This is a genomic window from Kribbella deserti, assembly GCF_042434725.1.
In the GTDB taxonomy this organism is placed as follows: domain Bacteria; phylum Actinomycetota; class Actinomycetes; order Propionibacteriales; family Kribbellaceae; genus Kribbella; species Kribbella deserti.
In genome coordinates this window covers 21,067-34,408 of sequence record NZ_JBHLTC010000053.1, presented here as the reverse complement: position 1 = coordinate 34,408, position 13,342 = coordinate 21,067, and the positions used below count along the sequence as shown (strand labels likewise).

12 protein-coding genes and 1 pseudogene are annotated in these 13,342 nt (G+C 62.9%); 6 read left to right on the top strand and 7 right to left on the bottom strand.

Going from position 1 to position 13,342, the window contains the following annotated elements; all coding sequences use genetic code 11:
• Window positions 1-484: 484 nt before the first annotated feature.
• On the bottom strand, window positions 485-1,396 hold the full coding sequence (locus tag ACFFGN_RS35410; protein ID WP_380057426.1) for a GNAT family N-acetyltransferase: 912 nt from the start codon (window positions 1,394-1,396) through the stop codon (window positions 485-487).
• A 1,077-nt stretch (window positions 1,397-2,473) separates the two neighbouring features.
• Between ACFFGN_RS35410 and ACFFGN_RS35405 the strand changes: the two genes are divergently transcribed.
• A complete protein-coding gene (locus ACFFGN_RS35405) occupies window positions 2,474-2,920 on the top strand; it encodes an ASCH domain-containing protein (protein ID WP_380057423.1) in 447 nt (148 codons plus the stop codon).
• A 337-nt stretch (window positions 2,921-3,257) separates the two neighbouring features.
• On the opposite strand, the gene ACFFGN_RS35400 is transcribed toward ACFFGN_RS35405, so the two are convergent.
• A complete protein-coding gene (locus ACFFGN_RS35400) occupies window positions 3,258-3,590 on the bottom strand; it encodes a TetR/AcrR family transcriptional regulator (RefSeq protein ID WP_380057421.1) in 333 nt (110 codons plus the stop codon).
• A 73-nt stretch (window positions 3,591-3,663) separates the two neighbouring features.
• The gene (locus ACFFGN_RS35395) at window positions 3,664-4,080 is read right to left on the bottom strand and encodes an SRPBCC family protein (protein ID WP_380057418.1); all 417 of its coding nucleotides are present in this window, start codon (window positions 4,078-4,080) and stop codon (window positions 3,664-3,666) included.
• A 1,020-nt stretch (window positions 4,081-5,100) separates the two neighbouring features.
• On the opposite strand from ACFFGN_RS35395, the gene ACFFGN_RS35390 reads away from it, so the two are divergent.
• The 3 genes from ACFFGN_RS35390 (at window position 5,101) to ACFFGN_RS35380 (ending at window position 6,616) form a co-directional block, all read left to right on the top strand.
• Window positions 5,101-5,463 carry an aldehyde dehydrogenase family protein gene (locus ACFFGN_RS35390; RefSeq protein ID WP_380057415.1) on the top strand — a complete coding sequence of 121 codons (363 nt, stop codon included), beginning with the start codon at window positions 5,101-5,103 and terminating at the stop codon, window positions 5,461-5,463.
• A 425-nt stretch (window positions 5,464-5,888) separates the two neighbouring features.
• Window positions 5,889-6,239 (top strand): MaoC/PaaZ C-terminal domain-containing protein, encoded by a 351-nt coding sequence (locus ACFFGN_RS35385; RefSeq protein WP_380057411.1) that lies wholly within the window; start codon window positions 5,889-5,891, stop codon window positions 6,237-6,239.
• A 122-nt stretch (window positions 6,240-6,361) separates the two neighbouring features.
• Entirely contained in the window at window positions 6,362-6,616 is a 255-nt protein-coding gene (locus tag ACFFGN_RS35380) for an EthD family reductase (RefSeq protein ID WP_380057409.1), read from the top strand.
• 398 nt (window positions 6,617-7,014) lie between these two features.
• On the opposite strand, the gene ACFFGN_RS35375 is transcribed toward ACFFGN_RS35380, so the two are convergent.
• The 4 genes and pseudogenes from ACFFGN_RS35375 to ACFFGN_RS35360 all read right to left on the bottom strand — a co-directional run bounded on the left by ACFFGN_RS35375 (window position 7,015) and on the right by ACFFGN_RS35360 (window position 9,347).
• Window positions 7,015-7,338 carry an integrase core domain-containing protein gene (locus tag ACFFGN_RS35375; RefSeq protein WP_380057432.1) on the bottom strand — a complete coding sequence of 108 codons (324 nt, stop codon included), beginning with the start codon at window positions 7,336-7,338 and terminating at the stop codon, window positions 7,015-7,017.
• Window positions 7,339-7,518 (bottom strand): annotated as a pseudogene (locus tag ACFFGN_RS35370) (transposase); the annotation flags it as partial.
• A 741-nt stretch (window positions 7,519-8,259) separates the two neighbouring features.
• On the bottom strand, window positions 8,260-8,481 hold the full coding sequence (locus tag ACFFGN_RS35365; RefSeq protein ID WP_380057406.1) for a hypothetical protein: 222 nt from the start codon (window positions 8,479-8,481) through the stop codon (window positions 8,260-8,262).
• A gap of 110 nt (window positions 8,482-8,591) precedes the next feature.
• Complete coding sequence (locus ACFFGN_RS35360; RefSeq protein ID WP_380057404.1) at window positions 8,592-9,347, bottom strand: class I SAM-dependent DNA methyltransferase; 756 nt, start codon at window positions 9,345-9,347, stop codon at window positions 8,592-8,594.
• 499 nt (window positions 9,348-9,846) lie between these two features.
• Here ACFFGN_RS35360 and ACFFGN_RS35355 point away from each other — a divergent pair, with 499 nt between their 5' ends.
• Both ACFFGN_RS35355 and ACFFGN_RS35350 read left to right on the top strand, forming a co-directional pair.
• Window positions 9,847-10,863, top strand: a complete 1,017-nt coding sequence (locus ACFFGN_RS35355; protein WP_380057401.1) for a hypothetical protein — start codon at window positions 9,847-9,849, stop codon at window positions 10,861-10,863.
• 90 nt (window positions 10,864-10,953) lie between these two features.
• Window positions 10,954-13,338 carry a pyridoxal phosphate-dependent decarboxylase family protein gene (locus ACFFGN_RS35350; RefSeq protein ID WP_380057398.1) on the top strand — a complete coding sequence of 795 codons (2,385 nt, stop codon included), beginning with the start codon at window positions 10,954-10,956 and terminating at the stop codon, window positions 13,336-13,338.
• The last annotated feature ends 4 nt before the right edge of the window (window positions 13,339-13,342 follow it).

Here is a 13,342-nt window from a genome sequence, read left to right as displayed (position 1 = left end):
ACCACCAACACCACAACCAACAAACCCACAACCAACCGCGACAACACCGACCCAACACCGGATCCCAGCACGGTCCTCACGGCGCTCACTCGCGCCGGCTTACGAGCCGGGGTGGCACCACCACCCCGACCAGCCGTACCACGACCCCCGAACCTGACCTTTAACCGATTCGCTGCAGTTCCGCGCATGGTCGTACCCTTTGATCATCGGCTTGCACCGGATTCATTGGCCCACGAGCGCACCACCAGCGTTACGCAGACGGCAGACACGCCCGTTAGCCAGCAAGCATCTCCTCGGATGCTGATCCAGCGCTGAGATTGCCGATCAGTACGTTTCAGAATGATTTCAGCAAAGGCGCCGGCCATCGCTGCCAGATTCGCTCAGTCACCCAGGCGGCGATGTGCCATCGCAAGGTGACCTCCGGCTTGGGTTGGGCCAGAGGCGGGAGCCGTCCGATCGATGTCCGACGAGTGCGCTTCTCTCGTCAGCGAGCTTCGCCCCGAGTCGGCCGCACGCCGGCCATCTGCCTGAGCACCGCAAGATCAGCGGCATACTGACGGGGTCCTAGGACAACATGACTGCGAGGATTCGCCGCCGCGTCATCTACATCGCGGACCAACTCGTCGAGAGCGGCGGACGGCCTGAGGCCCCGTTCCTTGCACTCTCGCAGTTTCATCATCCAGGGGTAGTAGTAGCCGCCACTCTGCGCTGCTCCGGAACATGGCTGCCAGCCCACAACGTCATCCTCGTCATTGGCGTATAGATAGCCGACGACGATGTTGTCCCGGTCCGCAATGGCGATGTACTCAACGGCTCGTTCGGTGAGGCCGCCGTAGCTCGGCGGGCCTGAGATGAGTCGGGGCTGGAGGTCTTCGGTGAGGTAGCCGGGAGGCTTAGGAGCAGAGTCACCGCTATCACTCATCCGCATCCACAGGTAGTCCACTGGTTGCTTGGCGTTCCACTCAGTTGCCAGGGCTTCATCGACCGCACGGAATCCGACAGACCGGTAGCAGCGGATGGCCGGCCCATTCTCGCGCCTCACTCGCAAGAAGATGTCGGAATAGGTCGTCGCCTTCGCCACGGCCAACAGTTGCTTCACCAGCTCCCGCCCCAGGCCCTGCCCCCGCCTGGCAGGCGGAACAATGATCCGCGCCAGTTCGACCTCGTCCTCTTCATCATCAAGCCATAGTTCGCCGTAACCCACCAGCTCATCGCGGTTCATCAACAGGTAGGCGCGGATATCGTCACGCGACTGCGGCCAATTGGCGATCAGGTCGGACGGGAACGGGAACTCGTCACGCCCGCAGAGCAGTGCTACTTCATGATCCGTGGTAGCCCAGGCTGCCACAAGCTCAGCCTGGCCCGGATCGAATGACCGCAGCTCCACAATTCCCACGTCCTCTACTCTCAGAGACGCCCCTATCCTGGGAGGAATGGAATCTGACCATCCTGAAATGACGATGAAGCATTGCTGAGTCGAGCCCCCACGAGAGACGAGGCGGACTTGCTTGCTCGAGCATGCGCAGCCTCGAGCTCCAGGGTGGAGTACCACGATTCGATCACCGCATCGTCGATTGCGCCTCGGGGCGGCCCATGGTTTGGGTGGTGGCGGTCCGTGCGCGTGCGGTCTGGGAGCTGCCTGCATGTATCCAGCCGTGAGTACCGACTCAGGAAGGTACCCGTTAGGCTGTTTCGACGGTCAGCGGGGCTGGCGCCAACTCGCTGCCAGTGAGGTAGCGATGCAGGGAGCCTTGGAATGCCGGTCTTGGTGGGCGATTCGCCCATGGCAGTGATCTTTGGCTTTGAGTAACCGGTGTATTCGACCTTGTCGGCCGGGGCGCCGGCTCTTGGCCTCGACGACGGCGGGGGTGGGCGACGCGTTCGGCGGTGAAGATGCGTTCCGCCTCGGCGCAGTCCGAGAGGAGCAGGAACGCGTTGCGTCCATGCCGTCCTCAGTCGTGTTGATCGAAGGTGGATCGGGCAGCGACCGGACGCCTATGCCGCGCACAGTGAGCCGTGGACGGCGAGGTCGTGGGCGAGGTGAGGACTTCGCGCAGGTTGCAGCCGAGCCTGTCCAGAGGTGCACCACGATGGGCCCCTGACAGGGCTTAGCCGAGGGCGTTGGTCAAGCCAAGCCGGTCGATAGTGGTGCCGGTCTTCTTGGTCGGCCGTAGTCCGCTCGAGCGGGATGCCGGCGATGGCGAGTGAACCGTGCTGGCGCTCAAGACTCTGCTTGGTGGTCGACAGCCGGGCACAGCTGAGATCAAGTCCGGGCAGCATCCGGGTGGCGGCCCCGCACCGGAGGTTAACTTTGTAACGCCTTGCGGAACCCCGCATGTGGGACGCCTTCCTGAACGGTCCCCCTTTTCCTTGGATTAGTGCCGGGTGTTGCGACCGGGGTGTTTCCACTTCCAAGGATGTGGTGGTGCGCTCTAGTTGGTTCAGCCACTCCTACGGTCGCTATGGTGGCCAGATGTCGACTGGCTCCTTCTCCCCCGCAGATCTCGCAGCGCTGCCGAAGGTCGAATTCGCCTTCCCTGGTGCATTGCGCGACCGACTGGTTGCCGCGATCCTCGACGGCTCCAAGACCTCCACGACAGGCCTCGTCGTCGACTTCGAACACGAGGGACAGCCGCTACCGGAGGTCGGACGCCGTTCAGTAGTGATTGATTCTGCCAGCCATCCGGTCGCTGTCATCGAGGTAATCGAAGTGCGCGTCGTACCGCTGGTCCAGGTGGATCTCGCTCACGCGGTGGACGAGGGCGAGGGCTACGCCAGCGTCGCCGAGTGGCGGGCCGGACACGAGCGGTTCTGGCACAGCGACGAGATGCGAGCAGCAATGGATAATCCAGGCTTCACCGTGGACGACCGGTCCATGGTCGTGCTTCAGAGGTTCCGGATGGTCGCTGACCTTCGCTAGCGGTTCGGGTTGACTGACACGTCAGCACAGAAAGGGTGGCCTGAACCGGGCGGGGGTCAGGCCTGGGGTGGCAAGCGGCTGTCGTTCATCGCCGAGGGCATCGGGGTTGTGATGACGGCGACCAAATCGCGGAGGGACAAAAGTTAGAGCTTCGGACTCCGGATAAGGGTGTTGAGGAGGCGGAGGCTTGATTGATGGCAGTGTGGTCGCCTGTGAGGAGGAGGTCGAAGAGGAGGCCTCGGGCGGCGGCGAGGCTTAGGCGGCGTAGGTGGGGTCTTCGGGGCGGGGATGCCAGCGCGGATGAGGAGTTCGGTCAGGGGTGGCAGCCAGACGTGGATCAGGTCGGTCCGCAGGGACTTGGTGCGGGGTTGCGCTGCATGGCCTGGGCCGAGAGCTCGAAGTACAGTGGGGCGTAGGTGAGCGTGGCCTCGACGACTTCGTTCCAGAAGCGGGTGGATTGGTCGAGGAGCGGCGCGTCCGGATCGACTGCCAGGATGGCGAGGGTTTCGCGTTGTTGTGCCTCGACAGCGCGGACCACTTCGGCGAGCAGGCCGTCGCGGGAGCCGAAGTGATAGATCAGCATGCGATGGCTGGAGCCGATGCCGGTCGCGATGGCGCGCAGGCTGGCGTCGCCGATGCTGTGCTCGGCGAAATACTCGATCGTGGCCACCAGCAACCGCTGTCGCCCCGACACCCCATCCGCGGTGCAGCGGCGGTCGTGCTCGACGTACCGCTGGTGCTCATCAGGTGGTGCAGCGAGTGCGGAGGCCTTGGGTTTCCAGCGATAGGTAGCGGTTGGTGAGCTTGCGGTAGGCCAGGCCCAGGATAGGGCCGAGAGGGCCGAGCTGGTCGATCGAGGCGGTGACGAGGGTGCCCGCCGGCGTGGATTCGAGGCGATGACCGCCAGTGGTCTTGATACCGGGGGCTGTGCTGGTCCAGGCGAAGTACTCGTTCGGGACCCACTCGGTGACGGTCCAGATCGCGGTGGGGAGGCGGGGCTGTCTGATCCGGGTTCGGGCGCCGATGCGTAGTTGGCCGGGGTCGAGGCGTTCGACAGAGGTGACCGTCCCGGTCCATTCGGGCCAGCGCTCGACGTCGCTGTAGATCTCCCACACCCGCTCGGCAGGGGCATCGATGGTGACACTCGCAGCGAATCTCATGTACCAAACGGTACATGTCAGCCCGCGCTGCCATCAACCAAGCAAGCCGTCTAGGCGATCGGATCGCTGTGAACATGCGAGAGCTCGCGACGTGGTCGACCAAACCCACCTCCACTAGGCGGCGTTCAGCCACAGGCACGTTCATGTCGGATGGAATATGCAGATAGCCGGGCCAGGGGTCGGCCCGTCCGAGGGCCACGAGCGGGCAGCCCACGGTACCTGCCTACACTGAGCCTCACGCGCACAGAAGCGGAGGACGTAGCGTCACGGTTCCGTCGATGACAGCACGACGCACGGTAACGCGTCTCAACCGCAACAGCAGACCGTTGGCTTACCCCAGCGCCTTCACGAGCACAGCTTTCACGATGGCTTCAACGCTATTTCATTGCCTCAGAGGAGGCTTGCGGACTCTGGCTGCTCAGGCTGCAGTCGGCGGTTTGGCCGCAAGTGACGGCTGAGACCTTGAGCAGTGAGGGGTGCAACGAACGTGAGTGTGACGCTCGAGAGCTACGCGGCAGGACGCTGGTTCCGGCCGAGTGACGAGGGCAGGCCACTGCTCGACGCGAGCACTGGCGAGGAGGTTGCACGGATCTCCAGCACAGGTCCCGACCTCGGCCAGATGATGACGTACGCCCGCGTCGTGGGCGGTACGACGATCCGTAGCCTGACCTTCCACGAGCGTGCTGCGCTACCTAAGAAGCTGGCCGCGCACCTGTCCGCCCCAGCAAATGGTATCAAGGGACCAGCTTTAACTTTTCCGGTCTGGGAAATGCTCGAGAAGCTAGCGCCCGCCTTCCTCGCGGGACTACCTACCAACGTCAAAGCCGACCGCCGAGACCGCGTATCTCACCGAGCTCGCCGTCCGCCGGATCATCGAGTCAGGCATCCTTCCCCCGAAGGTGCGCCTCCAGCTGCTGTGCGGCAGCCCTGCGGGCCTCCTCGACGAACTGACCGTCCAGGACACAGTTACCTTCATTGGCTCGGCGTACATCGCCTTGCTATTGCGCAGACACCAGCGCGGTGAAGGCTGGTGTCCAGCTCAACGTCGAGGCCGGCTCAGTTAACTGTTCACTGCTTGGCCCTATCACGGCCGACGATCCGGAGTTCGCCCTGTTCGTCGATGGCGTCGTCAATGAGATGACCAGCAAGGCCGGCCAGAAGCGCACGGCGATCCAGCAGATCATCGTTCCCGACCCCATGACCGAGGCCGTCCGCACGCGGTTGGACAAGGCCGCCGTTGGCGACCCACGCCACGCGCATGTGCGGATGGGCCCGTCGTCTCAGTCGGTCACCGCGACGAGGTCCGCAAGGCAATCCAGTCGCTGGGCGCCTCCGCCGATCTCGTGTATGCGCGCCGCATCACACCAACCTCGTTCATGGTGACATCGAAGAGGCGCTTTCCTCCCGCCTGTCCTCCTACGCGCTGCACGTGGCGCGAGCGAGCCGCACGAGATAGAACCATTTCGGCCCGGTGAGCACGGTGCTGAGCTACTCCAAACTCGACGAGGCGATCGAGCTGGCCGCCCGCGGCAGGGGCAGCCTCGCTGGCTCTCTCATTACCACGATCTCGACGTCGCGCGCGCGATCGTTGTCGGCCTGCCTCCTGGACACGGCCGCATCCTCATGCTGGACCGCGACAATGCCCGCAAGTCCACCGGTCACGGATCACCCCTACCAGCGCTGGTCCACGGCGGTCCCGGACGCGCAGGCGGCGGGGAGGGGCTCGGCGGGATCCGCGCTGTTCTGGGCCACATGCAGCGCACGGCCATCCAAGCCTCGCCAGCGATGATGACGGCGATCACTGGACGGTGGGCGGTGGGATCGCCGCGAAACGAAGATGGTCTGCACCCGTTCCGCAAAGCCTCGCCGACCTCCGGATCGGCGACAGCATCACGTCCGCACCGCGCACCGTGTCACTCGACGACATCGCACATTCCGCCGATTTCACCGGCGACACCTTCTACGCGCACATCGGCCCGGACGCGGCGGCGAAGAATCCGCTGTCCGGTGGCATCGTCGCCCACGGCTACCTCGTCGTCTCATTGGCCGCCGGCCTCTTCGTCGATCCCGACCCCGGACCCGTGCCCGCGAACTACGGTATCGACCGCCTGCGTTTCCTCACACCGGTCAAAGCCGGCGATCCATCGCCGTCACCCTGACCCTCAAACAGATCACCCCACGCGCCACCGCCGACTACGGCGAGGTTCGTTGGGACCCCGTCGTAACCAACCGAGACAGCTAACCTGTCGCCACCCACGACGTCCTAACCCGGGTGGATCGGATGACCATCACCTACGCCACGCCCGACGACCCAGCAGCATTCGCCTCGCACTATCTCGCCACGCACGTGCCGCTGGTCATGCAGGTCCCACACCTGTCTGCCTTCAGTTGGACAAGCCCCGCAACCTCACTGGCACCCCGGATATCTCCATGGCGGCTCATCTCGACTTCGAGAACGACGACGCCAGCGCCTTTCACGACTCCGACGACCGTCGTGATCGGCGAGGTCGTCAGCGTGCCACTCGCAGCTGCATAAGAGCCGAACCGACGCAGCGCCCTACCCCCGTTGAGAACGCGAGTGTTTTTACCCGACAGAGCTACCTCCGCCTATCACTGTGCTCAGCTGCACGTGCAGCTGTCCGAGTCAACAATCTCCGTGGGTTCAGCGCCAATTCGGTTCCACGTTTCGTGGGCTCGAAGGCGTCTGCGCCGATCATGACCTCCGTTCCATACTGCGTGGCTCAGCAACCGTAGTGTCCCCCTCTACTGCGCTCGGCGCGGGCTCGCCGACTCCCCGACCGACGGACTGGCGGTGACCGCGATGCGCCAGGCCTGTTGTTGGCTAAAACCGCCGCGCCGCGGGTCAGGCGTCTGGCTCTCCATCGCGATACTCATCGATTGCGCTCCCCGCGTGTCCGGAGGCTTGGTTAGGTGTTAACCGGCCTCGGCGAGACTGGGTCGGTGAGTGTAGTGAGTGTGCTCGGCCTGAATGGGTGTGAGGACCTGGATGGATTCGTGTGGGCGGGCGGTGTTGAACCAGTGGATCCAGTTCAAGGTGGCGGTTTCGACGTCGTGGAGGCCTTGCCAGGGGCGATAGGGGTGGATGAGTTCGGACTTGTAAAGGCCTATGTGGGTCTCGGCCAGGGCGTTGTCGTAGGCGTCGCCGACGGATCCGACCGAGGCGTCGATGCCGGCCTTGATCAGGGCCTGGGTGAAGGTGATCGAGGCGTATTGGGCGAGTTCAACCGATCGATGCAACACACCGGATTGTTGAAGTGAGCGTAGTTGCTCTTGGAAGACTTCGGCTGGGGTCCTCCAGCCGAGGATCTTGCGAGGCCGCTTGTTGACTGTGTGAGCGACGGCCTCGAGGTCTTCGACGGACCAGCGCGACAGGTCGGTGCATTTGGGGAAGTACTGCCGCAGCAGGCCGTTGGTGTTCACGGAGCCTTTGGCCAGGTGTGTGACGCGGTCCGAAACGAATTGAACGAGTTTGAGAGGGAAGCGATGAGCGTCCGGAGCGTGCCCCAGGCTGAGTCTGAGGGCGGCCGGGCCTGCTGACGGTCGAGGGGTACGACTCTGGCGTCGAACTGACTGAGCTGCCCAGCGATTCGCAGGTTCGGTGTGCGTCGACGATCACCTTCGTGTGCCACCGCCCGGAGCCGATACTTTCGTCGATTTGCGCCATAGAGATTGAGAGCGCCACGCTCAACGGTCCCGCTGTCGGCTGCCGTCGACGGCAGAATCGCACGGGCCCGGCCTCGGCGAGCGCAGCGTTCTCACTGTGGTCACTGTCCCGGATTGCTCAACCGATGGCAGGGTGTTCATGAGGCCGTCGATCCCGCTGGCGGCGAGGCGCTCGCCCGCCCCGGCCAACGAGAGCGCCTCAATTAAGGGCCTCAGTGAGATTGGCGGTCTCCGATGGCACGTTCCGCGCCGCGGTCTTCGTGGTAATGGCGGCCATCAGGCAATACCCACAGTGTGGTCACTGTCCAGCCCGAACATCTGGTCGTAGTCGGTCAAGCGTCGGTGCTCGACCGTGGAATCAATCGGCCGGACCACCATCAGCCTGTGGGCGTGGCGCAGCGGCGGCCGCGGTGGCCAGCGCCGGGTCGGTGATGGTCTGGTGATCGACCCGGCAACGCTCGTGTCCTGCGACGACGCGTTCGTCGCAGGACACCATTACCTGGTCGAGTCCGACGGCGACCGCCAGCCAACCACCGGCGCCACCGGCGGACGCAGGTTGGTCAGCGCCAGCCAGCCGGTGAGCTGAGCGTTGAAATCAGCCGTTGAGGTGAAACAACGGCCGGGCAGGAACGAGGTCTCCAGGTAGCCGTTGGCCAGCGCCACCAGTCCCTTGGCTTCCGGGGCAGCCGGGCGGTACGGGATGATCTTGATCCCCAACGTTGCACGGAAGGTGTTTATCGCCTCGCTCAGCTGCGATTTCCAGGGGGCAGCTTCACGCCTCGCCGACGCACCAGCCTCCCGGCAGGGATCAGCAGCCCCAGGAGCATTCACCGAGATGCGCGGAGAGCCGTCAGGACCGGATTGTCAAACAATTCGGCCCAGAACTCAGGCCCGTACCTCTCAACAGCGGCAGGCGGCACATCGAGCGGAATCCAGTCAATTCGACGGAACCCTGCCTCCGACAGGGCGTACTCGTATGACGCCTGGCCGAGATGGTAGGCATCTATTTTGGTCGGCGGGTCGGTCCAGGCGGTGACATGCATGGTCGCTCCACCGGCCACCGGCTCCACCGGGACAACGGTGAATCCGTACTTGGTGCCGCCGGGTCTGTCGTACGCGAAGGACGGGTTCATACCCACATAGACGAACTCGCCTCGATCAGCGAGGTTCTCCGCAATCTTCAGGCTGATATCTCTAAGGCCCGACTCGTCCACGTAGCACAGAAGATGTGCGGAGATCACCAGGTCAAACTTGCCGAGCTGCTCCAGTTCGCGCACATCCGCGACGTAGTACTCAATTCCAAGGGGTTCGGTTGCCTCTCGGCGTCGAGCTACGTCGATCATGACCGGGGAGACGTCCACCCCGGCAACCTGGCGGGCACCATTTTGCTTAAGGATCCTGGAGTAGTAGCCAGTGCCGCAGCCCAGATCGAGAACCGACTTGCCGCGGACGTCGCCGATCTCCCTGAAGAAGGTGTATCTCTCGGGATACCGCGCTAGCGGGAGCTCTTTGAACTTCTCGTAGGCCTCGCCGATTGCGTCATACTGCGTAACACCGGCTGCGTCTGCGTCGGTAGATGGCATGTCGGCCCTCCCTACGTGAGACAGATTCATAATCTAGCATCGAACACTGAAATGACTCTGAGTCGGACCTGAAATATGACTGAACTTGCTGCGCTCTGCCGCAGGCCACGCATTGAAGGTGCGATGAAGCAGGCGCGAGGCACATCGAATTTCAGAGTCACTTCAGCATGACATCAGCGCTGCTCTTCACGCTGAGAACTGACGGTTGCGCGGGATTTATCCGATTCCGCGCAACAGCTGTGGCAGTACCGACCTGGGAAACATGCCCTCCGTGCGACGGAATCCGTTCTGGTGAAGCACTCGAAGCCACACCCACACTTCGAATTGCAGGTCGGACCAGTCGAGCAGCGTACGCGGACCGACAATGAGGCGCCCGCGTGGCCCTGCTGCAATGCCGACGTTCGTAGCCGCAGGGCCTAAGTGTGCACCTGCACGATTCCACGGGTGCCGGTCGTTGCAACAACTATGGCATCGCCACGCGGTGGGTTAGGAGAAGGTCTTGACGACGGTCCCGGCGCCCAAGGAGTCGAGCGCGAAAATTACCGCGGAACAGCCGACGATTCATTCCGTCCAACCTGTGAACGCTAGATCCAGAACGCCAGTATATCTCGGAACACGTCGATTCCTCGGGCGACGCGATCTTGTCGTTTCGTTCTACACCCAGAAATGTCAATTCAAATGCAGCTACTGCGCCCTGCCAATGGCCTCGGCCAATGAACCGGTCTCGGTAGATGATCTCAATGCGCAGATCGACTATGTCTTCCAAAGCAAGCGCGAGAATTTGAGCCGATTTCAGCAACTGTCATTCGGTAACGAAGGTTCCGTCCTAGACCGCCGGCGCTTTCATCGCGAATCGTTACATCGCCTCCTCGACCACACGAATTCGATGGAGGATCTGTCTGTGCTGTCGCTAGAGACCCGTCCTGAGTACGTGAGACAGGCAACTCTGGCGGACGTCATCGCGAGGACGAATGCCGATGTCGTCGAAGTCACGGTGGGCTTCGAAACTCAGGATGACCATCTGCGCCAGGTGATCTTGCAAAAGAACATCTCACGCAGAGTCATGGAGGACCGCATCAAGTTGCTGGGCGAGCTCGGTGTCCGGCTGACCTCATACGTCTTGGTGAAACCCGGACCCGGAATGACGGAAGACGCCGGTGTTCGTGAAGCGGTGGCGACGGTTGAGTACCTTGCCGACCTCTGCAATGACGCCGGCGTCGTGTTCACGGCCTACCTGAACCCAACCTACGTCGCGAAGGGATCGCTGCTGGAGCAATCCAGCGAGCTCGGTCTCTACACGCCACCGAAGATTCAAAGCGTATTCAGGGTGTTGGTGGCCAGCCAGCGACAAGGGATCCCTACCTATGTTGGTCTGTGGAGCGAAGACCTGGCCGGCCCCAATGGCGATTACCGAGGCTATGACGACTTCGACCCAGGGCTGAGGTCCGCGATTCTCGAATTCAACCGCACGGGTGACTTCAACCACCTGGCGAGTTTCGTGGACGAACTCGCGTAGATTGGGGGCTGATCGGACATGGGTCGTTCCGGCAACGTCGTCGATGGCCCCAGCGCACGAGATACGCGATTCGGTGGACCAGCCCGTGACGTGGACGATGTCCAGCTCCGCAACACCGAACGAGGCGCCTCCTACCGCAGGCAACTTCGGCATCGTTCGCAGGCAGTCACGAATCTGTCTCGACCCGCCCTGGAAATGCGGCTGTATCGCGCTTTGGCGAATGGCCACGCTGACGAATTCTGTCTGCTGCTCAGCCATCTCGATGAGTCTTACCCGACCGACCCGGAGCGCGTTCAAGCCGCATACCAAATGCTCGCAGCCCGGGGAAGTGTCGGCGCCATCGAGCAAATCGCAGAGGCAACCGGCATCAGCGCAGTGCTGTCAGAAGACGCAGCACAGCGAGCCTACGGCGTGCTCGCGGCCAGCGCCCGCATCGAAGCGATCGACTATGTTGAGCAGATTTCTACCACGAGCCCCCGGTTTGCGCCCGCGGACGTTCAGTTCGGTTTTCGCTTCGCATTGCGCTCTCGGCGCTACGCCGCCTTGCCGAAGTTGAGCCGTATCAGCGGTGTCGTTCCGGACTTCAGCGAGAACGAGGTGGCTCAGGCAATCGAGCGCGCGTGTGAGGACAGCGACTTCCAGGGAGTCGAGTTCTTCTTTGAAGCGATCGGGCGGACTGTGAGCCTGTCGGGTTACCGGCGTCATGTCGAACGGGTGCTCCAGTTGGGCAGGCTTGGTGAGATCCCCTCGATGATTCGCTTGTTCGAAGATTTCGATGTGGAGTCGATCACGCCGCAGCTGTACGTTTCCTTGGCCGGGAGCACGGATTCGCGCGCTGTTCGCTTTGCCTACTTGAATGCCCCATCGCTTGAGGCACTTGGGCAGCTTGCCCACGACGCATTCCACATCGCCGAGGCCACGGACGATACCGAGCTGAGGGCAGTACTCGTCGAGCGTTATGGAGTCAGCGGTGAATCAGGCCAACGGTCGGATGAAGTTCATGGCGCTTCTCCTGCCAGCGCCGTCGAGGACCTGGACCCAGCTGCGGCGACCCTGGCTCGGCGCGACTCAGTCGCCAGTGGTCCATGCCGAGATGCTGCCAAAATGCACGTACTGGACGAGGAACTGTTCGACGCCGTGTTCAGATACCTCGACCGGCGCATTCACCTCGATCCTCCCCCACTGGATCGACCGGGCAGCAGGCATCAGATCGAAGCCGCGTTGCACGGGTTGATCAATGCCGCTGGCAACGATCCAGTCCAGGTTCTCGAGACCTTCACCAAGCATATCGCGCCAACAGTGATCTCGGCCGATAGTCCACGCTTCTTCGCGTTTGCACCGAACGCCCCTACGAAGGCCGCATTGCTGTTCGACATGATCGTCGCCTGCTCTTCTTTGCAGGGGATCTCCTGGCTAGAGGCGGCTGGGGTCGTCGCGGCTGAGGAGCAGGCGCTCCGCTTTCTCACCACCTTGACAGGCATGCCAATTCGAACACGCGGCTGTTTCGTATCCGGCGGCACCCAGGCGGCACTCGCGGCCCTGGTCGTTGCCCGGGACATCGCCGAGGGGCAAAGTTGCGCCACTGGGGCTCGACGCGCGCTCAGAGTCGCAGTCAGCGATCAGACTCACGCCTCGCTGATCAACACTGCGCGAGCCATTGGCGCCGACCCCATCGTCGTTCCTACTCTCACAGGCCGACTCACCGGCGAGACCCTCCTCGAGGCTTTGCACTCGCTGCCTCGAAGCGATCTCGTCATCGCCGCCGTAGGCTCTGCGGGCACGACAAACGCCGGCCAGGTGGATGATCTGCAAGGAATCGCAGACGTGTGCAAGGAGCACAACATCTGGTTCCACGTGGACGCGGCGTTTGGCGGCGCGGCGTTGCTATCCGACGACTGCCGGACGAAGTTCGCGGGCATCCAGCACGCCGACTCCGTCGTGATCGATCCGCACAAATGGTTCTTCGCTCCATATGACTGTGCAGCCCTTCTCTACCGGAACCCTGAACTTGCACGAAAGGTGCACACGCAGGATGCGCCGTATCTCGACGCAATTCACGACGACGGTGAATGGAATCCGTCGGACCTTGCCCATCACTGCAGCCGTCGCGCCCGCGGCCTGCCCTTCTGGTTCTCGTTGGCGGTACACGGAACAGATGCATACCGCGCTGCTGTGGAACGTGGATGCTGGCTGGCTCGGCAAGCAGCACGGATGGTGGATCACGAACCACACCTCGAACTCGCGCTAGAGCCGGAACTGTGCGTCGTCCTGTTTCGGCGCAAAGGATGGGAAAAGTCCGACTATTTGCGCTGGGCTCACGACCTGCTGCACCGCCAGTTGGGATTCGTGACTCCCACCACCTGGCGTGGCCGGCCTGCCGCCCGGATGGCGTTCGTGCATCCCGGCACGACGACCGAGATCGTAGCGGAGGTCATTGCAAGCACACGCCGCGACCGCAACCAGCCAACATCCTGATCGA

Excerpts from the sequence above, each read along its gene's own strand:
- ACFFGN_RS35380 (WP_380057409.1), top strand. The coding sequence starts at position 6,362 with ATGACCATCACCTACGCCACGCCCGACGACCCAGCAGCATTCGCCTCG.
- ACFFGN_RS35405 (WP_380057423.1), top strand. The coding sequence starts at position 2,474 with ATGTCGACTGGCTCCTTCTCCCCCGCAGATCTCGCAGCGCTGCCGAAG.
- ACFFGN_RS35360 (WP_380057404.1), bottom strand. The coding sequence starts at position 9,347 with ATGCCATCTACCGACGCAGACGCAGCCGGTGTTACGCAGTATGACGCA.
- ACFFGN_RS35395 (WP_380057418.1), bottom strand. The coding sequence starts at position 4,080 with ATGAGATTCGCTGCGAGTGTCACCATCGATGCCCCTGCCGAGCGGGTG.